We start from the raw sequence: 25,883 nt of genomic DNA on the forward strand, positions 1-25,883 counted from the left end.
GCGGATACAAAAGCATCCGTGCATCGGATGCTCACCTATCCGTATGCGGATAGCGCCTTATCCGTCACTCTTTGCCGCCCTATCCACTGTAGAACTTCTGCCGCAGGAACGTTGTTGGATTGCACAATCCAAAAATGGCATAAAATGCTCTTGGCTGTGCGCCAAGATGGCACCACAATGGCGCCTATGAAAGCCGACCGCAAAGATTCGCGTTCTAGTGCGCTAGAGCGCATCAATCTGCGCCTCTCTCCTGAGGTGCTGGAAGCCATTGATGCCGAATGCTCGCGCAGGGCCGGCAACGTATCTCGCAATACTTGGATTACCGAAGCCGTGACGGAACGCTTGACGCGTCTCGCTTCGTTATCGCGCCCGCAAGGCGCAGGGGGAGCCAATGGCTGATTTCTACGAATTTTTCGCCGGCGGCGGCATGGCCCGCGCCGGTCTTGGCCCTGACTGGCAATGCCTGTTCGCCAACGACTTCGACCCGAAGAAGGCGGCCAGCTACGCCGCGAATTGGGGGGGCGATCATCTGCGCGTGGGCGACGTCGCTGCGCTGACTACTGCCGACCTGCCAGCCGGCGCTGATCTGGCCTGGGCCTCGTTCCCTTGCCAAGACCTTTCCCTGGCCGGTGCCGGTGCCGGTCTCAAGGGCGACCGCTCTGGCACCTTCTGGCCGTTCTGGAAGCTGATCAGAGCCTTGGGTGATGAAGATCGAGCGCCGCGCCTGGTCGTGCTGGAAAACGTGTGCGGTGCCCTTAGCTCGCACGATGGCAAGGACTTTGCCGCGATCAGTTCGGCCCTGTCGAACAACGGCTATCGGTTCGGTGCCGTGGTCATCAACGCCGTTCATTTCCTGCCACAGTCCCGCCCGCGTCTGTTCATCATCGCCGTGCGCAAATCCTTGCCGATTCCCCGCGCCCTGATCGCCAACGGCCCGGAAGGGGAATGGCATCCTTCCGCCCTGGTCGAGGCTTACGGCAAGCTCTCCAAGCGTGCGCAAAGCTCCTGGGAGTGGTGGCACCTGCCGGCACCACCGGCCCGCTCGTCGATCTTTGCCGACCTCGTGGAAGATGAGCCGCACGGCGTCACCTGGCACACGACCGCCGAAACGAAGAAGCTGCTCGGCATGATGAACCCGCTCAACCTGGCAAAAGTCGAGGCAGCCAAGAAAGCCGGCGGCCGCCAGGTGGGCACGATCTACAAGCGTACCCGCGCCGATGGCCCGAACGGCGAAAAGGTGCAACGCGCTGAAATTCGTTTCGATGACGTGGCCGGTTGCCTGCGAACGCCTACCGGCGGTTCAAGCCGCCAAACCATTATGGTGATCGAGGGCAAGCGCGTTCGTTCGCGTCTGCTATCGCCGCGTGAAGCGGCCCGCCTCATGGGCCTGCCGGACACCTACGCGCTGCCCAAGAACTACAACGACGCTTATCACCTGGCTGGCGATGGAGTGGCCGTGCCGGTCGTGCGCTTCCTGGCCGAACACATCCTCGAACCGCTGTTAGCGGCGGCCCTTGCGGTCGAGAAGAAGGCAGCGTAATGACGGATTTGGTAACGGCTCTGAGGGACTTCAACAAAGATCGGAAGTTCAACCGCAAAGGCCCGCTATGCGTTGCGCTGGTCGTCACGCAGCATGCCCGGAAGGGTCTGCCGCTCAACCAGGACGAGCTGCTGACCGAAGCAGGCGGCCAGGTTCTCGGCCTGGGCCGTGGCGCGGTGCAAGCGGTTCTGAACCGCCACGGCATCACCCGCGTTTTAGCCGCTGAAGGCGGCCGCACCAGTCGAGGCAGCATCAGCAACATGCGCGAATATGTGGCCTTCCTCAACGGACTGGCCGCCGGCGGCGCGGTCGATCTCGATGCCGTGGAAGCGTTCTGGATTGAGCGCGTGCATGAGTTCTTTTCGGCCAAGCCCTTCAAGATTCGCCTGGACGCCTCGCGCAGCCTGCGAACGCTGGTGCGCGACATGATTGCCCAAGCCGAAGAACGGCAGCGTAACACGCCAGGGATGCAGTATGCTGGCGCAGTGTTGCAACACTTGGTAGGGGCCAAACTCGATTGCGCCCTTGGCGTCGGCAACTTCGAGCACAACAGCTTTTCCACGTCTGACGCCCAATCCGGGCGCAATGGCGACTTCTTCATTGGCGATGTGGCTATCCACGTCACCACGGCACCCGGCGAGGCGGTCATTGGCCGCTGCCGCGACAACATCGACAACGGCCACCGACCAATCATCGTCACGACAGCACGAGGGCTGACGGTTGCCGAAGGGCTGGCCGAGAATGCCGGCTTGGGCGAACGCATCGACGTTTTCGAGGTTGAACAGTTCGTAGCCCTGAACCTCTACGAGCTGGGCAAGTTCGCGGCCGAAGGCCGACGCGTGGCCGTGGGCGACGTGGTAACGCGCTATAACGAGATCGTGGAAGAAGTCGAAACGGACCCAAGCCTGAAAATCGAATTTCGCCAATGAGCGAGACGCCGGAGCAGCGTAGCCGCACTATGCGGGCTGTGCGTTCCCGCGACACCGGCCCGGAAATGGTCGTGCGGCGTTTCCTCCACGCCGCCGGTCTGCGCTTCCGGCTCCATGACCGGCACCTTCCTGGCGTTCCTGATCTGGTGTTTCCAAGCCGCCGCGTGGCGCTGTTCGTGCATGGGTGTTTCTGGCATCAGCATCCCGGCTGCAAGGCGGCCGACCGGCCCAAGTCCCGGCCGGACTATTGGAATCGGAAGCTGGATGGGAACGTGGCGCGTGACGCACGCCACATGGTCGAGCTGGCCGCCGCTGGATGGACAGCCTTGGTAATTTGGGAGTGCGAAACACGCGACCCGCAGCGCCTCGTCGCGCTGGCAGCCAGCATCAAAGATCAGACAAGCCATAAGCGGCGGCACAGAGCCGTCTAGCCTCTCCCAGTTGGCTGTGAATTGGCCATTAATAAAAAACCAATTATCGGTTCTGGGCAATTACAAATGGCCAACTCGGTCGGGGTGCCGTCGCGGCGGACTTCGGCAAGCAGCTCCGCTGCATAGGTCGGATCGGAGCGGAAGTGCTCGGCCATCGCCGTGTCATGCGATCTGTCTTTCATTTGTTGCCGTCCTCCTTTCTCCAGTCACGATAAAGCATGTAGCAATCCAAGATAATTTCAGCGCGTCATAGGTGCTGTGGATAGGAAGGCATCCGCACTACGGATTTTCAACCATCCGTATATGGATAGAAAACAATCCGTCATAGCGCGTTTTGGATTGTGCAAACCAAAGCTGGCCTTGAAAGACTGGCACAACCGTGTTGCTGTCAGGCGATTGCTAAAGCCTTGCAAAAGGCTGTCCGCAATGCTTCCAGTTTATCGGCTGCAATTTGCCCACCAGTGACAGCCTTGAGAATCTCTATAGGCTTCCTGTCCTTTGCTGGGACCGGCAGACCCAAGAATGTCTCCAAGCAATCCGCAAATTTTACAGGTGCGGCGAGGCTATGGCCGTTTACGGACGCTTCTACGAGGTCATTCACTGCACTTTGGTGTTCTTTACCATTGTCATCATCCAGCATGACCCCGTGTGGAATGCCAAAGGCCTCCATTAGCGCCATATATCGATGGAAGTTGTACTTACCCAGAACATCAACCAGACAGATTCGCTGCGTGCCAAGGTCGTGCCAGTCGTTAGCCAGAAGATAGTTAAACAGCCCCCGCTCGGTAGCGCCCTCTAATAGGAGTACCTTATCAGCGAAAAACAGCGATGCACGCTCACCATCGAGCCAGAGCTGGAAGCGAAACTGCTCCTCTTGCGCTCCGATGTCTCCCTGCGGCGGGTTGGCAATCATCTTTTTAGCGTTCTTTTTCCGGTCCTCCGGGATACCTACATCGGCAACGAAAGCTTGAAGTGCCTTCAATAAGTCGCCACCTTGCTCGAACAATTCAGTGATTTTGGCCCCTTTAGGCTGGAACGTCAGCGTTGCCCCATTAGAGCGCTGCACCCGTACAATTTGCCCAATCTGTTCGGCAGCTTTTCCTGCAAATGTAGGCGAATGTGTTGTGATAATAACTTGCTGCCCTTCTTCTGCGCCAAGGCGACGTAAATGGAAGGCCATGCTTTCCTGCTGACTCGGATGCAAAAATGCCTCCGGCTCTTCGAACAATACAAGGTTGAAAGACGGGTTGAATTCCTTTTTGTCAGCCTTCTTCTCGTCTTTGAAGGTCGGCGCCAAGCGTATCAATTCGTAGATAACCGAGCGCTGAAAGCCGTGCCCATAGCGCTCAAGATCAAAACCAACGTCGCCGAGTGACGAATCGACGAAGGCGAATTTTACCAGTGACTTCGAGATATCCTCCGGCGCTACCGAATTCACGGATAGATCAATTTTGATGCTCCAACTTGATATTGCCGTATTAAGAGGCCTAGAAATCTCACTCAAAAACCCATCATCCTTGCGGGCCTCGTGATTCAGCTTCTCGAACGCTGTAGTGATTTCTTTGTAGGCCTCGCTCTTAGACACCACCTTTTTCAGCAAAAAGTTGAGCATATTACGCAGCGGAGACGGCCCGCTCATCTTAGTCTGTTCGGCCGGCGTAGTCAGCGCTGGTACATAAAGTACTTGCCCGACCTTAGCGGTTCCTACATTCTTCGCGCCATAGAACAAGGCATCACTAAGCTGTCCTTTAGTGAAGCCAAAAATATTGCTTTGATCCTTCTGAACCCGAGCCTTGTTATCGGACTTAAAGTACCGGCGCACGGTAAGGCTCTGATCGGCCACATCTTCTTTGTACTCGTCCGCAAGCCCCGCCCACTCATCGTCATTAAGGCGAAATTTCAACTGCACCCATGACTCGTTGTCGGTTGCACCGGCCTTCGGAAAATCATCTGCCGTCCATTTGGCGTCATCGTAAAACGCGCGCAGAGCATTAAGGATTGTACTTTTGCCCGCATTGTTCGCGCCAACCAACAACATGTAGTCGTGCGCCTCAATGTCCGCATCGAGTACTGAACGGAAATTATGTATCGTGATAGCACGCAACTTCATGATTAGCCCCAAATGTTATTTACATTTCTCGTCTCCGGTCGAATCAGAGCCGAGCCCCACACGCATCATCATCTAATTTTATTGCTTAGGCTATTGGCGAATGTTCTGTTGTCGTGAACAGTCAAGTTGGCACCGAAAGGTGCTACGTCAGCGTATTGGACCGGTCTTTCGTCCGGCTCTGGCCATGCTGTGGAGCGACACGCGGTGTCTTGCTCCCCTCAGCGTTTGTGGTGCCCTTCCGGCCGTACACCTCGGTCTGAAAGGCCTTCTCCATTTCCTTGTGCTCGGCCGTCTCGCGGCGCATCTGCTCCATCGCCGGATCGGTGAACGTGACCTTAAGGCCGTGCATACCGGCGAGCTGGGCGACTTCAAGCCGGAACTCGTCTGTGCCTTCCACGATGAGGGCTTGCCCCTCGAACCGCTTGGACGCCAGTTCGAGCGCAACCAGTGCCGCGCCGGTCGTGGCTTTCTGCGCCTGAACGTGCGTCTTCCGGTCGATCACCATGCCGCCGTCGATGGTACTGTAGGCCATCGTCCCGTCTTTCCGGGCCTTGGGCTTGAGCTTGTCGAGAACGACAGCCTTAGCCTTGTCGGCCCGGTCGGCGGTCAGTAGCTCCCCGTTCCAGCGGCGTGTCCGTTCCTCGCGGTCGCGCAGCACGGCCAGCGCCTCGGCGTTGCCGCGCTCGGCCTGCTGCGTCAGCCAGTCGGCCCAAGTGGGCATCGTCGTCTGTTTGAACAGCGCCTGACGGCGAGCGTCTGCGCTCTGCCGGTTCTTTTGGCGCGAGGCGTCGGCCTGCTTTTTGATAGTGCCGTACATAAGGCGTTTGGTTGGCCCCTTGCCCGCGACCTTCAAAAGCATTCGCTCTGTCTGGCTCCACTGCCTCACCTGCGCATTGAAAGCCGCACTCTCGCGCTTGATCTGGTCGAGGCCCTGACGACGGGCCAGAATGGCCGCCTGTCGCTCACGCTGGTACTTGCTGAACAGGTCCGCAGTCGTCGGGTTGTCCGATCGCCGGGGTCGTGGCTCGTACCGCTTGCGGTTCGCCTTCGCCTCGGCCTGCCGTTCGGAAGGCTGGAACGTGCCAAGACGGTCGGTTAAAGCCTTCATGGAAAGGTCGCGGCCGACGTTGCTGGCCTTCGCCCAAATGCCTGAATCTGGCTCACCGATGACAAGGCCAGCGCCGCGCTGGCGAACCTCTAGGCCGTGTTCGGCCGCTGCGTCGTGCAGCTCCTGCCAGCTCGTCGCCTGTCGCATCGCCGGGGCCAGTTTGCGGGCCGCGTACCCGGTCAGCGTCTCGATGCCGGACTGCGCCTCCACGCTGGCCACCTTCGCGCCGATGCGGACTGGCTCCGCTTTATCTGCTGACTGCCTCTGTAGACGGGTATCGGACAGCTTGCGCAACCTGTTCAGGGTTTTGGCTTCAGGAGGCTTCGATATGCTGAGGTCGTAAGCGTTTCTAAGGTGTTCACGGAATAGGCTGTCGCGCTGCTCTGGGGCTTTCGCTGGCAACAGCTCAATGTCGCGGTTCTGATGCCGCTGCTTTGCCTCCAGACCATGAAACGTTCTTTGCAAGCCATGCTCTACCTCAAGACGCTCACAGACCTCCATCAGGCGGAACTGATCGTAATAGGGTTCGATATTCTGTAACCCGGTCGGGTGAACCTTGTTGATGGCCACATGCACATGCAGGTTATCGGTGTCGATATGAACCGCTGATACACGCTGGTGCTCATCGAGGCCGATAGCAGAGCATAGTTCGTCTTCGATGGCGTGCAGCGCCTCAAGGTCTGGCTGCTCGCCGGGCGGGAAAGAATAGACAAAGTGGTAGGTCTTTTCCGCCTTCGACCTGGTGTTAGCCGCTTGCGTGGCTTGGATTAAGATTGCGGCATCTGCCGGATCATCCGTGCCGCAGTTGGTAACGCGGTAGCTGGCGACCTTCTCGCCCTCGGTCGTTCCATTGGCGGAATCCAGAATGTAATCGGCCGTGCGCTCCCAGCTCGTAGGGTCAATGCCGCCCTTGGCCGCCACCATATACTTGATTAACCGGGCTGGGCTTGAGGCCTTGCGTTCACGGTTGATGCGATGTGCGATCATTTGGAAATCCTCCCCATGAGCGCCCGCATGACCTCTTGGATTGCGCGGAAATCCATCATCATCGCTTCTACGTCAATCGGTCGCGCGCCCTGACCGCGTTTCTCAGCGAGCCACAATTTCAGCAATCCGGCCACCCGGCCTAGGTCGCCATTCACCTTTGCCAACTGGCGGACAGCTTCCAAATCGGCCCGTGAACCTATAGGCAGATTCAGCCCAACAGCGCGAAGGAAAGCGGCATTAGACAATCCCGCCTGATCGGCCCTTTCGGCTAACTCTTTTTTCTCATCAATGCTGACCCAAACCTCAATTCGCTCCCGCCGTGGACGTGTCCCACGCGAATGCGGCTTGATAGCCTCAATCGCATTTTCACCGGCCATAAGCCTTTCCTCTTTGGTGTAAATGTCGCGGAGCGACTGACAACCTCGCAGAGCAAGATGCCGTCGAACCGCAGGTGAGTAAGGGGCGGTGTTGGACTGGTGCGAGCTTGCCCGTACCGGTACAACACACATCTTGCCGTACTGCTCAGTGCAATTCTAGGCAATTTAACGCTAATGGCCAGCTTCGCTAACATAAGTTGCGTTCATTTTCCTATAATTGCGCTAGTTTTCCTTAAATCGCGCATCGTCGCGTTATTGCGAGCGCAGAATTACGTAAAATTGCGCTAATTTTCTTTGCTTGGATATACTGGTTTGGACCGAACGTCGAGAACGGAGAAAGGCACATGACCGACCATCAAAATGTAAATACTGAACGTCGCCCTCAACGCCGTGGCCGCGCATCGTTCGTGGCGGTACTGGATGAGGTGCGGAAGGAGCACGAACGCGGGGTACCGCTGGTATGGATTTATGAGGCATTCGCGGACCGGCTCGAAATGGGATACACCCAGTTCACCAAATACGTCACACGATACATCAAGCAAGGTCAGCCAATCCTCGCTCCCTACAAGCACGACGGGAAGCGATGATCCTGTTATGGCCAAACATGCCGACGGTCGTTAGAATGCAATTACATTCAACGGCGTAAAGCCAAAATGGCACCAAAGAGGAGTGGATAAATTGGCCAGAAAGACACTTTCAGAGCGGCGAGCTGATGCGCTTTCAGAGCTTGAAACGGCAAAAGCAAGGCTGGCAAAACTTGACAATGAGGCAGCCGAAAGAATCGGAAGACTTGCAATAAAATCAGGGTTGGTTAATCTTGAACTGACGGACGATCAAGTCCGGGAAGAATTCGACAGAATCGTGGAAAGGATCAGCAAGGGGAATTGATCATGAAGACAGCTCACCGCATCAGCGCATTGGCCAATCAACTCAACGAACTGCAAGCCTGCCTCGGTCGAGCCAGTGGGCGGCCTAGCAACAGCGTTATGGAAGCCCAGCGCATAGCGGCCGAGCTGGCTTCTTCACTCGAAGATTGGCACCTTGAAACGCTACACATTCCTGAACCGGAGCGTGACCTCTATCGCGCACAGAATCCCTATTACGCTGCCCACTGACGCCACGCACCGGCTTATCAAAAGCTCACTTCGGTGGGCTTTTTTTGTCCGTAAAACGTATCAAAACGGACATCCAAGCCCGTTCCGCTCATCATAAAAAACGCGATCAAAATCATAGTATTGAGAAACAATCTCGTGAAGATTGACGGACAGTTTACGGACATAAATCATTGAATTCTATGCGGATACAAGATTATCCGCATATTTAAAATCGCTCCATATCGGTCAATAATCAAACCTCGGATGATGACAAAATGAGGTATTCGGTATGGAAATGGAATCGCAAAAAACGTCGGCTTATGCCGCCCGAAAATTCGGTCGAGGCGCGGCGCTCGCCTTGGCAATGGCAAGCGCAGGCCTTGGTGTAAGTCTCTACATGGCACCGGCTCCGGCCTATGCCATCTACTGCTCGAACTGCTCGACGTTCTATCAGCAGATGTACGAGTACGCCGAAGCGGTCAACACGCAACTGAACACGGCCCAGCAGTTGCAGACGCAGATCCAGCAGTACGACAACATGATTAAGCAGGGCATGTCACTGCCCAGCCGCATGTTCAACACCATCACTGGCGACCTTCAGCGCGTGGCCAGCGTCTACAACTCGGCGCAGTCGCTCGGCCGCAACATCAGCAATCTGGACGAACAGTTTCGCCAGCAGTTCAAGGGCTATGACAGCTATCTGAACTCGATTGGCCAAGGGCAAAACAACATGCCGCAGCGCTATCGGGACTGGGCACAATCCGGCTTCGATAACGCCCGCACGGCCATGCAGGCCGCTGGCGTAAATACCAGCACATTCGAGGATGAGAACGCGATGCTGGATCAGTTGGTGAGCCGTTCGCAGTCGGCCGTTGGCCGTCAGCAGGCCATTCAAGCCGGGAACGAGATTGCGGCGCAGAACGTGCAGCAGCTCCAGAAACTGCGCGATCTGGTGGCCACGCAAATCACCCTGCAAGGCAACTACATGGCGCAGCAAAACGAACGACAGTCCGTTAGCGATGCCTCCGAACAGCAATTCCGCAGCCGTGAAAATACACGCGGCCCGTCTGAGGGGTTCTAACCATGATGATTTCTAAGGCGCTGATTGCCGCCCTCTGCCTCGTCTCGGCCCTTGGTGGGTCGGCACTGACGGCCGTAGTCGTCACGAACACCGCCGCGCCGGAATGCGCAGCGGTCGGCAATGGCCATCAGGATGACCAATTCCGCAGCCGCCCAAACACTCGCGGCCCGTCTGAGGGGTTCTGACTATGCGACGTTCAACCGTTTTCGCGCTTGTCGGCGCGGTGCTCTTGCTATCTGCAACTAGTGCGATGGCTGCCGGGGTCGATTTGGCGCAGAGCAACACGTCTATGAACAGCCTTCTGCGCCTGATTCAGAACGCTTCAAACCAATGGGCACCGCGCCTGCATGACTACGCCTTGTGGCTCTTGGGATGCCTTGCCGTCATCCAGTTAGTTTGGACTTTTGCTCCTTTGGTCATGCGCGGAGCTGAACTGGGCGACATCCTCCATGAGCTGGTGAAATTCATCCTCGTGATAGGGTTCTTCTATGCGATGCTCGAGCATGCGACCGAGTGGGGCGGGGCCATCGTCAACAGCTTCCGGCAGGCCGGGGCGCACGCGGCAGGGTTGGGTAGTGCGGAGCTGATGCCGGGGGATATGTTCTCAACTGCTGTGGACTTTTCACGGCAGGTGCTGACGGCCGGTGTTTCGATGTTCAGCCCAATCACATCGGTTGTAGTGGCCGTATCTGCATTGATCGTCCTGATGTGTTTCACATTTATAGCGGCTCTGGTGTTCGTGACGCTCGTAGAGGCCTACGTCATCATCAATGCCGCCGTCCTGTTCATGGGTTTCGGTGGCTCTCAATGGACACGCGAATATGCACTGGCTCCCATTCGCTATGCCGTTGCGGTAGGTGCCAAGCTGTTTGTCCTGACTCTGATTGTGGGTCTGATCATGCAGGTTTCCGCAGAATGGTCGGCAGCCTACACCAACGACGAAGCGTCGTTGATGACCTTGGTCGGCCTGTCTTTGGTGTGCGCTTACCTGACCAAAACCATCCCTGAACTGATCGGCGGCATGATTAGCGGCACGTCGATGGGCGGCGGCTCTGCAATTGGGGGCATGGCCGCAGCCGGTGCAGCCGGTGCGGCGGCCGCAATCGCTACTGTTGCAACAGCTGGGGCAGCAGCCCCGGCTGCTGGAGCACTAGGGGCCGCGGGAACTGGCGGAGGCGCTGCCAGTGCCGCGGGTGGTGGACTGGCCTCCGCATTGAACGCCAGCATGGCAGGCGGCAGTACCGCAGGGGGCATCGGTGGTGCGACGGGCGTCGGCAGCGCTGGAATTGGCGCAAGCACAGGAGGGGGCAGCGGTGCGACCGCAAAGGCCGCAGGTTCTCGCGTCGGGGGTGGTGTCGCGTCAGGATCGGCGAATCCAGTGTCGGCGGCCGCTTCGCCTGCTAGCCAAGAATCAGGCAGCAGCTTGAAGCAAGCCGCCAAACAGGCCGGAAAAGCTGCGAAGGGTGGTGACGACAATATGGATCAGCAAGCCGTCGCGCAGCAACGGCAGATGACACCAAAAGAAGGGACTGGCGGCAACGGCAAGGCTGTTGCGCAGGGTGCCGAGGTGGCCACACGGACGCTTGGCGTGCTGGGCGCTATCAGCGTACCCGGCATGGAAAGCTCCCACGGGCTTTCGCTCGGGGGCACCGGATCTCCCCCTCCAGTCCCCGGCGGTGACAGTCCAACGCCTGATGACGGCGCGGAGCCGACTGCACAAGCGGAATCCAACATTATTCGTCCGGCATCGGACACCACTAGCACCGGAGACGTCGGCGCGCTCAATGTGCCCGGCATGGCTTCTAGCGTTAACTCTCAATCGGAGACGTAATCATGATGAACGATATATTTTTTGGCCTGATGATGCTCGGCGGCTTTTTTGTTCTCGGTATTGGTATGTGGGCGCTTGGCCAATGGCTGCGACGCAAAGGCTTCGGCTCGCAGCTCGATGCACTGGATAAGCAGTACACGGCACTACAGCATCGTGTGAACCGATTGGCTCTGCCTGCTGCTGCGCATTTGTACGGCGGCATGGGTATGCTTAATCGCATGCCACTTTTCGGCAGCAAGAATCAGGTGGTACTGGTAGAGCGTGTGAGAATGGCCATCCTTCAGATGGAAGAGGAAGAACGGCAGCGAGGCAGGGTCATCAATCGCTGACGAGCACAGCCAGTTCCATCGCCCACAACCCCGCCTAAGTGCGGGGTTTTGTTTTCCTGCCACAGCTTCTCCGTCTATTACACACCGCAAAAACGGCCTGTATCGCTCTGTGAGAAGCTTTCACGCATGACAGCCATGAACCTATTCCGACACTGAAAAAACGCCACCACGGCCCATACGGGAGGGATTCTGCACGCTTTCGCTGGCCGTTAGAGGCCTTATGTCGGTTTTGGCCCTGCCCTTCCCTTTTTGGTGCCTGATCGTCTTTTTGCCGGTTTCAACGGCTCGACCAGGTGCTGCGACCGGTGGGTAATCCACGGAACTAGCCGCGGCGGCGACGGCAGGCCCGCCCTACCTTTTTTGGTGCCCAACGGCCGTAGGCCGACCAAGAGCAGCAAGCGATGAGCTGCGCCATCAAGGCGCGGCGCTTAGCGCGCATGGTAGAAGTTCCTTAGAACTTCTTAGACCGGAATTCCAGAGAACGACCGCAGACGAGACGGCACAAGGGTTTGCGCCCATGTTTGAGGCTTCGCGGATTGCCACCTGCGCCGGGGGTGGTTTCCACCTACGCCGGGGGTGGTTTCCACTTGCGCCGGGGGTGCTAATTCAATTCGGCGTCCAATCTGACAAGGTGGACGGTTCTCGGTCGGACTGACTTGTGAGTCCGTACATTCCGGCGGGAGGCGTTTCGTGCTCGCTTTCAAGAAGTGGCAGCACCTTGGGGCGGACGACCAACACCAGCCCGCTGCTGGTCTGGTCGATGGCCCAGCCCATTCCATCTTGCAGGCCGCATGTGCGCTCTGCGATTTCATCCAATGCCGCTCGCAGCTGGCCGCGCCTTTTACTGCGGTCCGACGCGGAGAAGCGCTCCCATGCCACTAGGCCCCAGACGTGAGGCGCAAGGGTGTCGAGGTGTGCTCCATTGCCGTTCCCCAGCGCTTGGCCAAGTCGGATATTCGAGCATAGCCAGCAGTGCAGCAGCTTGGCGACCTCCGTTTCCAGTGCGTTCCGCTCGAACAACGAGACTCGGACATGCTGTCCATGAAAAACCGCACCCGTCAGGCGAGGATTGGCGGCGACATAAATTTCCCCGCTCTTATGGTTGAAGCTAAGCGAAATCAGGTTGCAGGCCCTATCCCACCCCGTTTCCCTATCGATTTCCCGAATTTGTGTTGCCCGCAGCCGGTTGAGACTCTTTTTCGCTCTTGCAAGCGCAGCTCCACTTTCGGGGTCTCGATATCCGGCGCCGATCAGGAGGCTTCGCAGACTGGTGCGCTTGGTCGCCAACGGTGCGCCTTCGTCGCGGTTAAAGTCCAGCGCGAGGCGCAACTGTTTGCTGAAAGGCCCGACTGGGGTAGCTTCGATTACAAGACGCTCTATGCCAAGCTGAGCAGTCAATGCCAGCAGGATCGATTGATCATCGGCTCCAAGCTGCTCGAAGCCTTGAAAGCCGATTTCAAGCCTACCGAAGCGGCGCGGCTCCACGAGCAAACGTCCGCGCGGCTTGCCCTTCGTGGGGACGAATAGTCCGTCGAACGCATGGGCAGGATCGAGCCGAGCGTAAGCCGGTCTAATATGCGGCTGCGACATGGCCCTTGCCTCGGGTCCGATCCGCACCCTCTTGCTTGGCGTCCAACAACTCCACCGGAAGCAAAACGCCGCCATCGCGGCGTTGATACCATTGGTCATACGGAGTAGCGTCGTAATTCTGTTTGCTGACACCAAAACGGACAAAGAAGCCGCGCCGGTCGTTGCCGATGGGCTGACGGTCATAGGCGCGGTCGCTGAGGCTCTTAGCCTCGTCCTCGGTCATCTTTGCGACGAAGCCGCACCAGCGGGCATTGTCGATTAGAGCGGATGCGCCTCGTGCTGCCTGCTGTTGATCCGTCTGCCCATCGCGGGCGCTACCTTTGCTAACGTGGTGCAGGTACAGAACTGAGGCCCCGGTACACGTCGCAATGTGCTCCAGCTTGGCTACGAGCTTGGCCATTTCGCCGTTGTTGTTCTCGTCGCGGTCGTGAATCCGGCTCAGTGTATCCAATACGATTAGTCGAGCACCGGAACAGAATTTGATTAGGTTTGCGCGTTGAGCGTCATCCATTACGTTCATGAGCGCACCCATGACCGGCTTGATGGTCAGGTTCTCCGCGATGGCTTCACGTGCCTGCTGATTCAGGTGCTGACCGATGGCATGGATACGGCGCACCAGTGCAATTTCCGGGTCTTCTCCAGCGAAATAGACCACGCGGCCAGTGCTCGCGGGGGCAAGCCCTACAAGATCGCCACCGGCAACGCTACACGCGATGGCCATTGCCGCTTCCAGCGCCCAGAAGCTCTTGCCTGTAGCTCCGGGAGCTACCAACGCTCCTACTGTGCCTACGAGAAAGCCCGGCCAAATGAAGTCCAGTGTGGGCGGTTCGTTCTCGAAGGCTGCCCGTAAGTCAATCGCCACAATTCAGGCCCCCATTCCGGGACGAGGGGCCGAGCCGGAATGTTTGCACGCATCAATCCATGCCTCGACCTCGGCTAAATCCCACACGACCTTGCGACTACTAAGTGCGATGCGCTGAGGGAATTTTCCCTGCTTTTCAAAGTTGTAGATCGTGCGCTCGCACAGTGGAATCATCTCCAGCAGCTGCTTTTTGCTAATGAGAACTTTGCTCGCTCTCCTTAATTCTCTTTCCACACCGAATACCTCGTTTTGTCATCGTCCGAGGTTTAATTATTGCTACACAATGCCGGTGTTTTCCAGCATTTATGGACTATTTTTTCGTTAAAAATCAATTAGTTAACTGTCCGACAAACGTATAGTTTCGGGACAGAGGCAATCGCCCAATCTTTTGTTTTTCCGGAAGTTTTCTTGAGGAAATTTATGAGAGAAGGAGTGTCCGACAAACGTCTGTTTCGGGACAAAAAAATGCCCACCGAAGTGGGCATTTCGCTACAGAATGCAGGTCTCTAGGCTCCGAATCAGTCCTTGAAGCGGGGCTTCCTGATTGTCCACTCGTCGATCATGTCCGCCCAATCCTGTAGCATCGCCCGGCGCTGATCGCGGTATTCGGCCTTGTTGTAGACGGCTCGCACGCCCTTCTGTTCGTGCGCGAGGCACTTCTCAATCCAGTCGGTGTTATAGCCCGCCTCATGCAGCAGCGTGCTAGCTGTGCGCCGCAAGTCGTGCGGTCCAAACTTGCCAAGTGACTGCCCTTCCTTCTGGGCCAGCCGATAGGTAAGGGTAAGCACCTGATTGAGCGTTGCGCTGCTCATCGGCAAGTCTGAATCATAACGTGATGGCAGAATGTACTCCGAACCGCCGGCGAAGGTCTTCAGCGCGATGAAAATATCCAGCGCCTGCCTCGACAGGAACACCAAATGGGGATTGCGGCGCTTCATCCGCTCCTTGGGGATTGTCCAGAGCGCGTCGGTGAAATTGATTTCGTTCCACGTTGCGTTGGTCAGTTCGCTTTTGCGAACCATCGTTAGCAACAGCAGCTTGGCAGCCGCTCGAATTGAAGGTGTGGTGCCGATACGCTCCATGTACTGGTACATCAAGCCAATTTCCTCGGGCGTCAGTGCTCGATCTCGCGGCTCAAACTTGGCGATAGTTGACGGGCGCACCAAATCGGCCGGGTTCTCAACCTTCTGTCCGCGTTCGATAGCCCAGCGGAAGACCTGCATCATAATTTCGCGGCAAAGCACGGCCGTTGATGGCCTGCCTTGTTCCACGATGGCATCAGTCAGCGCCCGCAAGTCCTCGTGGGTAATTTCTATCAGTTTCCTGTTGCTGAATTTCGGCTTTAGCTCTCGCTCGTATGTTCCACGGCGCATGTCGCGGGTGGAATCTGCCATTTGATAGCCGCGCAACCACTTCTCGGCCCACGCGCCGAATGTCTCAGCATCCTTGACGCGGGCTTTGTCCCGCGCTTTCTCCTTGGCTGGAGATTTCCCTGCGGCGATCATCTTCTTGGCTTCGCCCAGCCGTTCGCGAGCTTCCGCTAGCGTGATCCCTCCGACACCATAGCGGCCGAAGGTGATGGTCTCTTGCCTGCCGTGGATCGAGTAGTTGTAGCGGAACGAAATCGAACCCGCAGGGGTGATGGCCACGTAGAGGCCGTCACGGTCATTCACTTTGTAGAGCTTGTCCTTTGGCTTGAGGTTGCGCAGCTTGGTATCAGTCAGCATGGTCGGGTTGGGTTTCCTCTCAAAAATACCATGCTCAAAAAGCCCCACAAATCCTCAAAAAACTTCTTTAAGGACAATGCGTTACCTAAATTCGATACCATGAACACCCCATCAGAGGCGGCATGGTATCGAGTGCCGAACATGGCATCAGGTTCAAATCGTACCATCTACCATGCCATAGAAACGGTGTGCTTGGCGATGCGAAAATTTGCCAGACAGTGCTACGCCAAGAACGAAAAAAGCCCGCAATTACGCGGGCTTAGGGGTGTTTTAATGCTTTTTGGTGCCAGTCTATGCCGGACGCGGGATCACTCCCACTCGATAGTACCGGGCGGCTTTGAAGTCACATCGTAGACAACGCGGTTGATGCCGCGTACTTCATTGATGATGCGGGTCGCCGCATTGCCAAGGAAGTTCATGTCATAGTGATAGAAATCCGCCGTCATGCCGTCCACCGACGTCACCGCACGCAGCGCGCATACGAATTCGTAAGTGCGGCCATCGCCCATCACGCCGACGGTCTGGACAGGAAGCAGGACCGCGAAAGCCTGCCAGATTGCGTCATAGAGGCCAGCCTTGCGGATTTCATCGAGATAGATCGCGTCTGCTTCACGCAGGATTTCCAGCTTCTCGCGGGTGATGCCGCCGGGGCAGCGTATCGCAAGACCCGGTCCAGGGAACGGATGGCGCCCGATAAAGCTGTCCGGCAGACCCAGTTCCTTGCCGAGCAGTCGCACTTCGTCCTTGAACAATTCGCGCAGCGGCTCAACCAGCTGCATCTTCATGCGCTCCGGCAAGCCACCTACATTGTGGTGGGACTTGATCGTGACGGAAGGTCCGCCGGTGAATGAAACACTTTCGATCACATCGGGATAAAGCGTGCCCTGCACGAGGAAATCTGCACCACCCAACTTTTTGGCTTCTTCTTCGAACACTTCGATGAAGAGACGTCCAATCGTCTTGCGCTTCTTTTCCGGATCGGTTTCGCCTTCCAGTTCGCCGATAAAGCGGTCGGAAGCATCCACAAGGATCAGCGGCAGATTGTAATGTTCGCGGAACATTTCAACGACCTGCTTAGCCTCGTTCTTTCGCATCAGGCCATGATCGACGAGAATGCAGGTGAGCTGATCGCCAATGGCTTCGTGCGCCAGAAGTGCGGCAACAGACGAATCCACGCCACCAGAAAGCGCGCAGATAACCTTGCCGCTGCCAACCTGTTTGCGGATCGCTTCGACCGCCTGCTCGCGATAAGCGCCCATCGTCCAGCCCGGCTTAACGCCGACAATACGATGAACGAAATTCTGCAACAGCTTCGCGCCATCTGGCGTATGTACGACTTCCGGATGGAACTGAACGCCGTAATATTTGCGCTTTTCGTCAGCAATGGCTGCAAAAGGCGCGTTCGGCGATGTACCGATAATCGTGAAACCGTCAGGAAGTGACGTCACGCGGTCGCCATGGCTCATCCAGACCTGATGGCGGGTGCCCTTGGCCCAAATACCTTCGAAAAGTGGACTATCTTCCTGCACGTCGAGGAACGCGCGCCCGAATTCACGATCATGGCCGCTTTCCACCTTGCCGCCCAGCTGGGCGCACATGGTCTGCTCGCCATAGCAGATGCCGAGAACGGGGATACCTTCTTCAAAAACGGCCTGTGGCGCGCGCGGCGACCCTATATCGGTCGTCGAATGCGGACTGCCCGAAAGGATAACGCCTTTCGGCTTCAGCCGTTTGAATGCCTCTTCAGCGGACTGGAAGGGGACAATTTCACAATAGACATTGGCTTCGCGCACGCGCCGCGCAATCAGCTGCGTAACCTGACTGCCAAAGTCGATGATAAGGATTGTATCGGGATGTACCGTGGTGCTCATGTGCAGCATCTATTTAAAAAGTGACCGGGATGCAATGCCTATATGGTGTATAGCCTGTATGCTCAACAAGTGCGTTGTCAAAAACCGACGGATACTGACATATCATTGTCAGGAGCAGACAGGAGTCCGTCCACGATTGCGAGTTCCAATCGCTCAACGGCATCGGCCAGTTTTTCATCTACTACATGCAGATATTGGGTCCAGTCGCCCACATACCGCAACTCACTTGCACCATCGGAGATGCCGCGAAGGCCGAAAAGCGGAATTCCTGACAGCTGGCATGCACGCAGACACGCATAGGTTTCCATGTCGACCATATCTGCGTCGATATTGTCATATCCTTTGCCGGAAATGATATTGGCACCTGTTGAAAGCGATGCAACAGGGATACCGGGGACGAAAACCGGAAGCTTGATGACCTTGGGAAGATCGAGAAACGGCGTTGTTCCCTTCTCAAATCCCAGTGGCGAAGCGTCCATATCACGATAGGATACGGAGGAAACCTGGAACACTTGCGCTTGCTGTAACCTGGCCGAGCCTGCTGAGCCCAGCGAGACAACAAGGTCAGGTTTTTCGCCTGCTTGCGTCAAACCTGCAAGGGCATAAGAAAGAGTAGTCGCCGCTTCGACTGGTCCAACTCCAACCATGAGCGGCGTGAACAGCTTCGCCAGATGGCGCCCGTATTCAGCATCTGCCGCCATAACGTAGAGCAGGCGCTTGCCCGCGACGATTTTCATCATCCCTGCAAGCCCTTTCTGTCCTGCACCACCATCATGGTACCGGTCATCGTGGCGATGAGGCGCACTTCCGTATCGGTCACGGCAAAGGCCTGCCCGTCGCTTACCATGATGGTGCGGCCCGGCTTGGTGACTTCGCCGCGAAACAAGAACCGTTCACCCTTGCCGGGTGCAAGCAGATTCACCTTGAATTCGATAGTCAGTACGGCGGCTTCAGGAGGCATCAAGGTAAGCGCGGCATAGCCGCAGGCGGAATCGAGCGCGGCCGAAATCATCCCCGCATGCAAAATGCCGTGCTGTTGCGTCAATTCCTCCCGAAACGGCATTTCGACTTCTACGATGCCGGGCTCGCAACGCGTCAGTTCGGCGCCGATCAGTTTCATGGCGGCCTGCCGCCCGAAACTTTCCTCGACGCGCTCCTTGAAATCCGGTTCCGCTACGCGCTGGGCTGGCATCGGGTCCCCCGTCCTATTTCGATCTTTGTAGAATGCTTACATAAAATCCGTCAGTACCGGTGGACAATGGCGAAAAAATCGTGCCCCGAGAAGGAAACACCGGGCTCAAATCGCCAGCATCGGCTACCACTGCATCCCACAATGCCTGTGGCTCAACTTCGGTGAAATCGTTGTTTTCCGCAAGAAATCGCGTCACTTGTCGCGTATTTTCCTCAGCAAAGAGTGAGCAGGTAACATAAGCAAGTCGCCCGCCCGGCTTCACATAATGCTTGGCGGATTCCAGAACCTCCATCTGATCCTGAACGCGCCGCTCAAGCTGCTGCTCGTTCAGCCGCCATTTCGCATCAGGACGGCGTCGCCAGGTTCCGGAGCCAGTACAAGGCGCATCGGTGAGTACAAGGTCCATCTGTCCCGTGAGAGGATCGAGCGCATCAAGGTTCCCGTGCACCTGCGTGTTGCGCACGCCTGCGCGCTGCAATCGCTCGTGCATGGGTGAGAGCCGAGCGCGCTCAGCATCATAAGCATGAATCTGGCCGCTGTTTTGCATTGCAGCAGCCAGTGCCAATGTCTTGCCGCCTGCTCCGGCACAATAATCAAGCACCTGTTGGCCAGGCTTCGCACCGGCGAAAAGGGCTGCGAGTTGTGAGCCCACATCCTGAACCTCGAACCAACCATCAAGAAAAGCGTGCTCGCCTTGCACATTTGGATGACGCCCAAGCGCTTCGATCGGTGGGATGCGCAGTGCCTGCGCCAAGAAAGGAGCTGGCGCCGCCCCAGCCTTTTCAAGCGCGGCGAGGGTTTTTTCACGCGTCGCCTTCAAACTATTTACGCGAAGATCGACTGGAGGTCGCGTAGCCAGCGCCCTGCCTTCATCCACCCAGCGCGCACCGAAAAGCTCCTCAAGTGATGATGCGCACCATTCCGGTACATCTGCCTGAACGTAACCTGGTGCGTCAGTTATTTTCCGGCTTTCCCAGGCTGCACGGCGCGTTTGTTCCAATGTTTCCGGTGCGAACTTGTCGCCGTCAAGCGCTGTATCGATAGCGGCAATATCCATACCGCCATCGGCCAGCAGTGCACCAAAAGCCAGAGCACGAGCATCATCGGCATCCATTCGCCACGCGATAGACAGTCTGCGGCGCAGCGCATCATAGACAATGTTGCCAATCACGGCGCGATCGCCCGCACCTGCAAAACGATGGGAAGCTCCCCAATCCTTCAGCACGTCAGAAGCCGGGCGCGTGCCCGCTTCAATCTCGCCCAGAACCTCGATAGCCGCCTGCAGGCGTCCGCCAAGCCGCATTGTGTCTCCTTCTCGAATGCCTGCTCGGGCATAGCCTTCCTTGCAGGGAAAAGGCAATCGGCAAATCAAAACAAAAAGCCGGAGCAACGAGCTCCGGCCTTCTTTCTACTTTATTGAGGCGATTTATTCAGCCGCGGTTGCCTCTTCGTTTAGGGCAATCGTGTTGGCTTCATAGCCATGAGCATTCTTGAGTGCCTTGCGCACACCGGCTTCGTAGTCGGGATGAACGAGCTTGAAGTGCGCGAGCTGGCGTTCGACGATGAAGCCCGGCACGCCGCCCATTGCCGCAGCAATGTTGGAGAACAGACGCTGCTTCTGGCCGTCATCGAACAGATTGAACAGCGCGCGCGGCTGCGAATAATCGTCATTGCCGATGCGATGGTTGTAGCGATCCGCATTGCCGGAGATGCGCAGCGGCGGCTCCTTGGCGGATGGCTGCTCCACCGGCCCATTGAACGAATTCGGCTCGTAATAGGCATCCGTATTGCCGGTCTTGATGCCGCCATAGACATTCATCTGACCATCGCGGTGATAATGGTGCACCGGGCATTTCGGCTGGTTGACCGGAATGGTTTCATAATGCGTTCCGAGGCGATGGCGATGCGCATCCGCATAGGAGAAGAGACGCGCCTGCAGCATCTTGTCCGGCGAATAGCCGATGCCCGGCACGATGTTCGACGGCGAGAAGGCGGCATTCTCAATCTCGGTGAAGTAGTTTTCCGGATTGCGGTTCAGCTCCATGATGCCGATATCGATCGGCGGATAGTCGGCATGCGGCCAGACCTTGGTGAGGTCGAATGGGTTATAGGGCGTCTTGTCGGCCTCGAGTTCCGGCATGATCTGCACCTGAACCTTCCACTTCGGGAAATCTCCCTTGTCTATGGAGGTGAACAGGTCTTCCTGAGTGGATTCACGCGTGCGGCCGATCACCTGTTCGGCTTCCGCATTGGTCCAATGCCTGTGACCCTGCATGGTCTTGAAGTGGAACTTGACCCAATAGCGCTCACCGGCATCGTTCCAGAACGAATAGGTGTGCGAGCCGTAACCGTTGATATGGCGCACATCGGTCGGCAGGCCGCGATCCGACATCAGGATTGTCACCTGATGCAGGCTTTCGGGCGACAGCGACCAGAAATCCCACATGGCGGTTGCCGACCGCAGGTTCGTCTTGGGATGACGCTTCTGGGTATGGATGAAGTCGGGAAACTTGACCGGATCACGCACGAAGAAGACCGGCGTGTTGTTGCCGACCAAATCCCAGTTGCCTTCTTCGGTATAGAACTTCAAGGCAAAGCCGCGCACGTCGCGCTCGGCATCCGCCGCACCCTGCTCGCCGGCAACAGTCGAAAAACGCGCCAGCATCGGCGTTTTGGCACCGGGCTGCAAAGCCTTCGCCTTGGTGTATTTCGAAATATCGCCGGTGATCGTCAGCGTGCCATAAGCACCCCATCCCTTGGCATGTACCGCCCGTTCCGGGATACGCTCGCGGTTCTGGTGCGAAAGCTTTTCAATGAGCTGGTAATCCTGCATCAAAAGAGGGCCACGCTCGCCGGCACTCAAGGAATTCTGGTTGTCCGGTATCGGAGCGCCTGCACTCGTCGTCATAATTGGGCGATCTGTCATGGAAATTCCCTCCTGAAAAGCAACTGACCCAGATTAGACCTATTCCAATCATAATCTCCAATTGCTTTTCCGATTATTTCCGATAAGTTTTTCCTATCATGTTCACGGTCCGTCAAATGCGCTATTTCGATGCGCTCGCCTCCACCCTGCATTTTCGCAAGGCCGCGCAGCTGGCGCACGTATCCCAACCTGCCCTCTCCGCCCAGATTGCGGAAATGGAAGCCCTTGCGGGCGCCCCGCTTTTCGAGCGGTCACAGCGACAAGTCATCATGACAGAGCTTGGCAAGCAGCTTTATCCCGGTATCCAGACCGTCCTGCGCGAACTCCACGCGCTTGAGGAGATAGCCGCGCAAAGCCGGGGCTTGCTGCAAACGCGGCTGCGTCTGGGTATCATTCCTACTGTAGCACCTTATCTGGTTCCTGTTCTCATTCCGCTTTTGCGCGAACGGCATCCGTCATTCCGCCTTCAATTGCGGGAAAGCGTAACCGCCAAACTCCTCGATGAACTGCATGCTGGCGAAATCGATGCCATTGTTGCCGCATTGCCGATTGATGATGAGCGACTTACGCAGAGAAAACTGTTTGATGATCGCTTTCTGATCGCGACTTCCACCAATGATCAAACGGTTCTGTCCTCCCCCATGACACAGGACAATGTAGCTCTTGATCGTTTGCTCCTATTGGAGGAAGGACATTGTATGCGAGATCAGGCGCTTGCCGTTTGCTCGCTACCCTCGCAGCGGCAGCTGGTAAAATATGGCGCCACCAGCATGACCACCCTTTTGCAAATGGTGAGCCATGGTATGGGCCTTACGCTCATCCCAGAAATCGCGGTGCGCGCTGAAACACGCAGCAATCATATGCGTATCGTTCCGTTTGTAGGCGAACAGCCGAAGCGAGAGATCGCGCTATTCTGGCGGCGGCAGAGCATGCGTCGAAAGGACTTCAACGCCCTCGCCGACTGTATCGCCGAAAGCGCACAAAAATTGAAAGTAATTCTGGACGATCTCAACACCCTCGGATCGTAAGACCGTCGCGCTCTTAAGGCTGCATTAAGCTTGAAAGCATAGCCACCCAACGTTTTGATTCTGAAACACATTGCCTGGAGGGGATAATGAGGTGGTCTGATTTGGCGGCCTATGGTGCGGTCTTTTGCCTTAGCCTGGGATATTTCGCGGTGACGAGCGACAGTTCGCGATCGTCTGCACCGCCACGTACGAGCAACAATGTCGCAAAGAGTGTGGCGACTGCGCCGCAAAGCACGTCGACGGCTGCAAGCACGCAAAGCGCGCCCGTGAAAGCCGCAGCGATTGAAGACGTGGCCTGGAACATACCGGATCCAGATGCATTGCCTGACGACGCATGGGGACGCGTTGTGCGTCAGGGCCGCGATCTGATTACCGCGACTTATGCGCATATTGGCCCGGAAGTAGCCGATGAAACGAAACGTTTTGCGGGCAACAATCTTTCGTGCCAGAGCTGCCATCTGGAAGCAGGGACCAAGCAGTACGGATTGCCGCTGGTTGGAGTCTACGGGGACTTTCCACAATACCGTTCCCGTGAAGGACAAGTCGGCACGATTGAGGATCGCGTCAATGGGTGCATGACCCGGAGCCTGAATGGCAAAGCGCTCCCTATCGACTCCGCCGAGATGAAGGCAATGGTCGCCTATATCAAGTATGTGTCCGCTGGCACGATTGTCGGTGAAAACACCAAGGGGCGCGGCTCTGGAAAGATGCCTGAATTGAAGCGCCCCGCCGACCCGGTGCACGGGGAGAAGCTCTATGCGGAAATCTGCGCCGCCTGTCATGGAGCGGACGGCCAAGGCAAACGTGTTGGCGTCGTGGGCGATGCAAAGGGTTATGAATTTCCGCCGCTTTGGGGACCGGATAGCTTCAACGATGGCGCAGGCATGAACCGGCTGATTTCAGCCGCGAATTTCATTCATGCCAACATGCCGAATGGCGTCTCTCTGGATGAGCCGCAGCTGGAGCCGGAAGATGCCTGGGACATTGCCGCCTTCTTCCAGTCGAAGCCGCGTCCGGCAAAAGCGAATCTGGACAGAGATTTCCCGAACCGGTTGGAAAAGCCGGTGGATGCTGGCTATGGCCCTTATGCCGACGACCTGCCCGCTCAAATGCACAAAGTTGGCCCATTTGACGAAATCAGAGCCGAAATCAAGAAGCTGAAGACAGTGACGAACTGAAAACGAAAAGGCGGCGCAATCGCGCCGCCTCCTTTTCATTTCACCTATGCGAAATGATATTACATACCGCCAGGATAATTCGGGCTCTCACGGGTAATTGCAACACCGTGCGAATGGCTTTCCCGTAAGCCCGCATTGGAAATGCGCACGAAGGTTGCCTTTTCGCGGAACTCTTCCAGCGTCTTCGCACCCACATAGCCCATGGAAGCACGCAAGCCACCAGCGAGCTGGTGTAGAACTGCGGATATCGGTCCCTTATAGGCGACCTGTCCTTCGATGCCTTCTGGCACAAGCTTCAACTCGTCGCGTACTTCTGCCTGGAAATAACGATCAGCAGAGCCGCGTGCCATGGCTCCGACAGAGCCCATACCGCGATAGGCTTTGAATGAGCGGCCCTGATGGAGATAGACTTCACCGGGGCTTTCCTCCGTACCGGCCAGCAGTGAGCCAGCCATCGCAGCGACCGCGCCAGCGGCGAGCGCTTTGGCGAAATCGCCGGAGAACTTGATGCCGCCATCAGCGATCACCGGAATATTCTCCTTCTGTGCTGCCTCGACGGCAGACATAATAGCCGAAAGCTGCGGCACGCCGACACCGGCAACAATACGTGTCGTGCAGATCGAGCCCGGCCCGATACCAACCTTGACCGCATCCGCTCCGGCATCAATAAGCGCCTGCGTACCGGCAGTCGTCGCCACATTGCCCGCAAGAATTGCGACATTCGGATAAGCTTTCTTGATGCGGGCCACAGCATCGAGAACGCGCTGCGAATGACCATGCGCCGTATCCACGACCAGAAGATCAACGCCCGCGTCGATCAGGCGTTCGGCACGCTCGTAACCGTCTTCGCCGACGCTCGTTGCAGCAGCCGCCCGCAGGCGCCCCTGGGCGTCCTTGGCGGCATTGGGATTGAGTTGCGACTTTTCGATGTCCTTTACAGTGACGAGCCCGACGCAACGCCCCTGATCGTCCACGACGAGAAGCTTTTCGATGCGATGAGCGTGCAAGAGACGCTTTGCTTCGTCCTGATTGACGTTCTCGCGGACCGTAATCAGGTTTTCGCGGGTCATCAGTTCATAAATTTTCTGCTTCGGATCGGAAGCAAATCGAACGTCGCGATTGGTCAGGATGCCAACAAGACGTCCCGGCCCCTTGGTTGCATTCTCGACAACCGGGATACCGGAAATTCCATGTGCTTTCATCAATGCCTGAGCATCGGCGAGTGTGGCGTCCGGCCCGATAGTAACCGGGTTCACAACCATGCCAGACTCGAATTTCTTCACCTGGCGGACTTCTTCAGCCTGACGCTCCGGCGTCAGATTGCGGTGAATGACGCCAATACCGCCAGCCTGCGCCATTGCAATGGCCAGACGCGATTCCGTCACGGTATCCATGGCGGCGGAAAGAAGAGGAAGGTTGAGTTCGATATCCCTGGCGATGCGCGTGCGCAGATCGACCTGCCCCGGCATTACTTCGGAATGGCCTGGCTGCAACAGCACATCGTCGAATGTAAGAGCGAGAGCGCCAGTGGGCGATTCCACGATTTTAGCCATTGCCAATTCCTTTGCCGATTTTATCGAATGAGAAAAGCCGCCTCTCCGGAATAAGTCCGGGAGCAGCGACACATCTGGTTTGCTAGGTTGAATTGGCACCGGCTGGTAACACGGTTATGACCAAATGGAAAGCCTTTTA

27 protein-coding genes are annotated in these 25,883 nt (G+C 57.0%); 13 read left to right on the plus strand and 14 right to left on the minus strand.

Going from position 1 to position 25,883, the window contains the following annotated elements; all coding sequences use genetic code 11:
• Positions 1-177: 177 nt before the first annotated feature.
• Genes AC0TOF_RS10295 through AC0TOF_RS10310 form a run of 4 tightly spaced genes read left to right on the plus strand, consistent with a single transcriptional unit; the run spans position 178 to position 2,900 of the window.
• Positions 178-399, plus strand: coding sequence for a hypothetical protein (locus tag AC0TOF_RS10295; protein ID WP_162841062.1), 222 nt, complete (start codon positions 178-180; stop codon positions 397-399).
• Positions 392-1,540: a DNA cytosine methyltransferase gene (locus AC0TOF_RS10300; RefSeq protein WP_473768164.1), complete on the plus strand. Its 1,149-nt coding sequence runs from the start codon at positions 392-394 to the stop codon at positions 1,538-1,540. The genes AC0TOF_RS10295 and AC0TOF_RS10300 overlap by 8 nt, the downstream gene beginning before the upstream one ends.
• Entirely contained in the window at positions 1,540-2,469 is a 930-nt protein-coding gene (locus AC0TOF_RS10305) for a DUF4928 family protein (RefSeq protein ID WP_034062130.1), read from the plus strand. The genes AC0TOF_RS10300 and AC0TOF_RS10305 overlap by 1 nt, the downstream gene beginning before the upstream one ends.
• Positions 2,466-2,900, plus strand: coding sequence for a very short patch repair endonuclease (locus tag AC0TOF_RS10310; RefSeq protein WP_473768165.1), 435 nt, complete (start codon positions 2,466-2,468; stop codon positions 2,898-2,900). Before AC0TOF_RS10305 ends, AC0TOF_RS10310 begins: the two co-directional genes overlap by 4 nt.
• Here the strand turns inward: AC0TOF_RS10310 and AC0TOF_RS10315 are convergent.
• The 4 genes from AC0TOF_RS10315 to AC0TOF_RS10330 all read right to left on the minus strand — a co-directional run bounded on the left by AC0TOF_RS10315 (position 2,897) and on the right by AC0TOF_RS10330 (position 7,482).
• Positions 2,897-3,082: a hypothetical protein gene (locus AC0TOF_RS10315; protein ID WP_473768166.1), complete on the minus strand. Its 186-nt coding sequence runs from the start codon at positions 3,080-3,082 to the stop codon at positions 2,897-2,899. The two genes, AC0TOF_RS10310 and AC0TOF_RS10315, sit on opposite strands and share 4 nt — an antisense overlap.
• Before the next feature lie 206 nt (positions 3,083-3,288).
• A complete protein-coding gene (locus tag AC0TOF_RS10320; RefSeq protein WP_473768167.1) occupies positions 3,289-5,010 on the minus strand; it encodes an ATP-dependent nuclease in 1,722 nt (573 codons plus the stop codon).
• A 142-nt stretch (positions 5,011-5,152) separates the two neighbouring features.
• Complete coding sequence (traI, locus tag AC0TOF_RS10325; protein WP_473768168.1) at positions 5,153-7,105, minus strand: TraI/MobA(P) family conjugative relaxase; 1,953 nt, start codon at positions 7,103-7,105, stop codon at positions 5,153-5,155.
• Entirely contained in the window at positions 7,102-7,482 is a 381-nt protein-coding gene (locus AC0TOF_RS10330) for a plasmid mobilization protein (RefSeq protein ID WP_473768169.1), read from the minus strand. Before AC0TOF_RS10330 ends, traI begins: the two co-directional genes overlap by 4 nt.
• Before the next feature lie 344 nt (positions 7,483-7,826).
• On the opposite strand from AC0TOF_RS10330, the gene AC0TOF_RS10335 reads away from it, so the two are divergent.
• From AC0TOF_RS10335 to AC0TOF_RS10365, 7 genes are all read left to right on the plus strand, one after another.
• The gene (locus AC0TOF_RS10335) at positions 7,827-8,069 is read left to right on the plus strand and encodes a hypothetical protein (protein ID WP_473768170.1); all 243 of its coding nucleotides are present in this window, start codon (positions 7,827-7,829) and stop codon (positions 8,067-8,069) included.
• Between the two features lie 82 nt (positions 8,070-8,151).
• A complete protein-coding gene (locus AC0TOF_RS10340; RefSeq protein WP_473768171.1) occupies positions 8,152-8,370 on the plus strand; it encodes a TraC family protein in 219 nt (72 codons plus the stop codon).
• 2 nt (positions 8,371-8,372) lie between these two features.
• Positions 8,373-8,597: a hypothetical protein gene (locus AC0TOF_RS10345; protein ID WP_001565720.1), complete on the plus strand. Its 225-nt coding sequence runs from the start codon at positions 8,373-8,375 to the stop codon at positions 8,595-8,597.
• Between the two features lie 268 nt (positions 8,598-8,865).
• Positions 8,866-9,657 carry a P-type conjugative transfer protein TrbJ gene (trbJ, locus tag AC0TOF_RS10350; RefSeq protein ID WP_000425121.1) on the plus strand — a complete coding sequence of 264 codons (792 nt, stop codon included), beginning with the start codon at positions 8,866-8,868 and terminating at the stop codon, positions 9,655-9,657.
• A gap of 2 nt (positions 9,658-9,659) precedes the next feature.
• A complete protein-coding gene (locus tag AC0TOF_RS10355) occupies positions 9,660-9,842 on the plus strand; it encodes a hypothetical protein (protein ID WP_000973507.1) in 183 nt (60 codons plus the stop codon).
• 2 nt (positions 9,843-9,844) lie between these two features.
• On the plus strand, positions 9,845-11,488 hold the full coding sequence (trbL, locus tag AC0TOF_RS10360; RefSeq protein ID WP_473768172.1) for a P-type conjugative transfer protein TrbL: 1,644 nt from the start codon (positions 9,845-9,847) through the stop codon (positions 11,486-11,488).
• Between the two features lie 2 nt (positions 11,489-11,490).
• Entirely contained in the window at positions 11,491-11,817 is a 327-nt protein-coding gene (locus AC0TOF_RS10365) for a hypothetical protein (RefSeq protein WP_473768173.1), read from the plus strand.
• Between the two features lie 606 nt (positions 11,818-12,423).
• On the opposite strand, the gene repC is transcribed toward AC0TOF_RS10365, so the two are convergent.
• The 9 genes from repC to katA all read right to left on the minus strand — a co-directional run bounded on the left by repC (position 12,424) and on the right by katA (position 21,985).
• A complete protein-coding gene (repC, locus tag AC0TOF_RS10370; RefSeq protein WP_473768174.1) occupies positions 12,424-13,407 on the minus strand; it encodes a replication protein C, IncQ-type in 984 nt (327 codons plus the stop codon).
• A complete protein-coding gene (locus AC0TOF_RS10375) occupies positions 13,388-14,269 on the minus strand; it encodes a helicase RepA family protein (protein ID WP_473768175.1) in 882 nt (293 codons plus the stop codon). Before AC0TOF_RS10375 ends, repC begins: the two co-directional genes overlap by 20 nt.
• A gap of 3 nt (positions 14,270-14,272) precedes the next feature.
• Entirely contained in the window at positions 14,273-14,503 is a 231-nt protein-coding gene (locus AC0TOF_RS10380) for a helix-turn-helix transcriptional regulator (protein ID WP_016941854.1), read from the minus strand.
• Between the two features lie 284 nt (positions 14,504-14,787).
• On the minus strand, positions 14,788-15,996 hold the full coding sequence (locus AC0TOF_RS10385; protein WP_473768176.1) for a tyrosine-type recombinase/integrase: 1,209 nt from the start codon (positions 15,994-15,996) through the stop codon (positions 14,788-14,790).
• Between the two features lie 308 nt (positions 15,997-16,304).
• Positions 16,305-17,867: a glutamine-hydrolyzing GMP synthase gene (gene guaA / locus AC0TOF_RS10390; RefSeq protein WP_473768177.1), complete on the minus strand. Its 1,563-nt coding sequence runs from the start codon at positions 17,865-17,867 to the stop codon at positions 16,305-16,307.
• Between the two features lie 77 nt (positions 17,868-17,944).
• Positions 17,945-18,607, minus strand: a complete 663-nt coding sequence (locus tag AC0TOF_RS10395) for a 5'-methylthioadenosine/S-adenosylhomocysteine nucleosidase (RefSeq protein ID WP_473768178.1) — start codon at positions 18,605-18,607, stop codon at positions 17,945-17,947.
• The gene (locus AC0TOF_RS10400) at positions 18,604-19,059 is read right to left on the minus strand and encodes a PaaI family thioesterase (RefSeq protein WP_122001054.1); all 456 of its coding nucleotides are present in this window, start codon (positions 19,057-19,059) and stop codon (positions 18,604-18,606) included. Before AC0TOF_RS10400 ends, AC0TOF_RS10395 begins: the two co-directional genes overlap by 4 nt.
• A gap of 13 nt (positions 19,060-19,072) precedes the next feature.
• A complete protein-coding gene (locus tag AC0TOF_RS10405; RefSeq protein WP_473768179.1) occupies positions 19,073-20,362 on the minus strand; it encodes an RsmB/NOP family class I SAM-dependent RNA methyltransferase in 1,290 nt (429 codons plus the stop codon).
• Between the two features lie 123 nt (positions 20,363-20,485).
• A complete protein-coding gene (gene katA, locus AC0TOF_RS10410) occupies positions 20,486-21,985 on the minus strand; it encodes a catalase KatA (protein ID WP_473768180.1) in 1,500 nt (499 codons plus the stop codon).
• A gap of 98 nt (positions 21,986-22,083) precedes the next feature.
• On the opposite strand from katA, the gene AC0TOF_RS10415 reads away from it, so the two are divergent.
• Positions 22,084-23,013 (plus strand): hydrogen peroxide-inducible genes activator, encoded by a 930-nt coding sequence (locus AC0TOF_RS10415; protein WP_473768181.1) that lies wholly within the window; start codon positions 22,084-22,086, stop codon positions 23,011-23,013.
• Positions 23,014-23,099: 86 nt separating this feature from the next.
• On the plus strand, positions 23,100-24,191 hold the full coding sequence (locus AC0TOF_RS10420; RefSeq protein ID WP_473768182.1) for a c-type cytochrome: 1,092 nt from the start codon (positions 23,100-23,102) through the stop codon (positions 24,189-24,191).
• Positions 24,192-24,250: 59 nt separating this feature from the next.
• Here the strand turns inward: AC0TOF_RS10420 and guaB are convergent, their stop codons facing one another.
• Positions 24,251-25,744 carry an IMP dehydrogenase gene (gene guaB / locus AC0TOF_RS10425; RefSeq protein ID WP_473768183.1) on the minus strand — a complete coding sequence of 498 codons (1,494 nt, stop codon included), beginning with the start codon at positions 25,742-25,744 and terminating at the stop codon, positions 24,251-24,253.
• Positions 25,745-25,883: the final 139 nt, after the last annotated feature.

The sequence above is a fragment of the Ochrobactrum sp. PL_is501 genome (assembly GCF_055816895.1).

What these genes read in the sequence shown, in the direction of transcription:
- AC0TOF_RS10295 (WP_162841062.1), top strand. Translation starts at nt 178, where the DNA reads ATGGCGCCTATGAAAGCCGACCGCAAAGATTCGCGTTCTAGTGCGCTA.
- AC0TOF_RS10300 (WP_473768164.1), top strand. Translation starts at nt 392, where the DNA reads ATGGCTGATTTCTACGAATTTTTCGCCGGCGGCGGCATGGCCCGCGCC.
- AC0TOF_RS10305 (WP_034062130.1), top strand. Translation starts at nt 1,540, where the DNA reads ATGACGGATTTGGTAACGGCTCTGAGGGACTTCAACAAAGATCGGAAG.
- AC0TOF_RS10310 (WP_473768165.1), top strand. Translation starts at nt 2,466, where the DNA reads ATGAGCGAGACGCCGGAGCAGCGTAGCCGCACTATGCGGGCTGTGCGT.
- AC0TOF_RS10315 (WP_473768166.1), bottom strand. Translation starts at nt 3,082, where the DNA reads ATGAAAGACAGATCGCATGACACGGCGATGGCCGAGCACTTCCGCTCC.
- AC0TOF_RS10320 (WP_473768167.1), bottom strand. Translation starts at nt 5,010, where the DNA reads ATGAAGTTGCGTGCTATCACGATACATAATTTCCGTTCAGTACTCGAT.
- traI (WP_473768168.1), bottom strand. Translation starts at nt 7,105, where the DNA reads ATGATCGCACATCGCATCAACCGTGAACGCAAGGCCTCAAGCCCAGCC.
- AC0TOF_RS10330 (WP_473768169.1), bottom strand. Translation starts at nt 7,482, where the DNA reads ATGGCCGGTGAAAATGCGATTGAGGCTATCAAGCCGCATTCGCGTGGG.
- AC0TOF_RS10335 (WP_473768170.1), top strand. Translation starts at nt 7,827, where the DNA reads ATGACCGACCATCAAAATGTAAATACTGAACGTCGCCCTCAACGCCGT.
- AC0TOF_RS10345 (WP_001565720.1), top strand. Translation starts at nt 8,373, where the DNA reads ATGAAGACAGCTCACCGCATCAGCGCATTGGCCAATCAACTCAACGAA.
- trbJ (WP_000425121.1), top strand. Translation starts at nt 8,866, where the DNA reads ATGGAAATGGAATCGCAAAAAACGTCGGCTTATGCCGCCCGAAAATTC.
- AC0TOF_RS10355 (WP_000973507.1), top strand. Translation starts at nt 9,660, where the DNA reads ATGATGATTTCTAAGGCGCTGATTGCCGCCCTCTGCCTCGTCTCGGCC.
- trbL (WP_473768172.1), top strand. Translation starts at nt 9,845, where the DNA reads ATGCGACGTTCAACCGTTTTCGCGCTTGTCGGCGCGGTGCTCTTGCTA.
- AC0TOF_RS10365 (WP_473768173.1), top strand. Translation starts at nt 11,491, where the DNA reads ATGATGAACGATATATTTTTTGGCCTGATGATGCTCGGCGGCTTTTTT.
- repC (WP_473768174.1), bottom strand. Translation starts at nt 13,407, where the DNA reads ATGTCGCAGCCGCATATTAGACCGGCTTACGCTCGGCTCGATCCTGCC.
- AC0TOF_RS10385 (WP_473768176.1), bottom strand. Translation starts at nt 15,996, where the DNA reads ATGCTGACTGATACCAAGCTGCGCAACCTCAAGCCAAAGGACAAGCTC.
- guaA (WP_473768177.1), bottom strand. Translation starts at nt 17,867, where the DNA reads ATGAGCACCACGGTACATCCCGATACAATCCTTATCATCGACTTTGGC.
- AC0TOF_RS10395 (WP_473768178.1), bottom strand. Translation starts at nt 18,607, where the DNA reads ATGATGAAAATCGTCGCGGGCAAGCGCCTGCTCTACGTTATGGCGGCA.
- AC0TOF_RS10400 (WP_122001054.1), bottom strand. Translation starts at nt 19,059, where the DNA reads ATGCCAGCCCAGCGCGTAGCGGAACCGGATTTCAAGGAGCGCGTCGAG.
- AC0TOF_RS10405 (WP_473768179.1), bottom strand. Translation starts at nt 20,362, where the DNA reads ATGCGGCTTGGCGGACGCCTGCAGGCGGCTATCGAGGTTCTGGGCGAG.
- katA (WP_473768180.1), bottom strand. Translation starts at nt 21,985, where the DNA reads ATGACAGATCGCCCAATTATGACGACGAGTGCAGGCGCTCCGATACCG.
- AC0TOF_RS10415 (WP_473768181.1), top strand. Translation starts at nt 22,084, where the DNA reads ATGTTCACGGTCCGTCAAATGCGCTATTTCGATGCGCTCGCCTCCACC.
- AC0TOF_RS10420 (WP_473768182.1), top strand. Translation starts at nt 23,100, where the DNA reads ATGAGGTGGTCTGATTTGGCGGCCTATGGTGCGGTCTTTTGCCTTAGC.
- guaB (WP_473768183.1), bottom strand. Translation starts at nt 25,744, where the DNA reads ATGGCTAAAATCGTGGAATCGCCCACTGGCGCTCTCGCTCTTACATTC.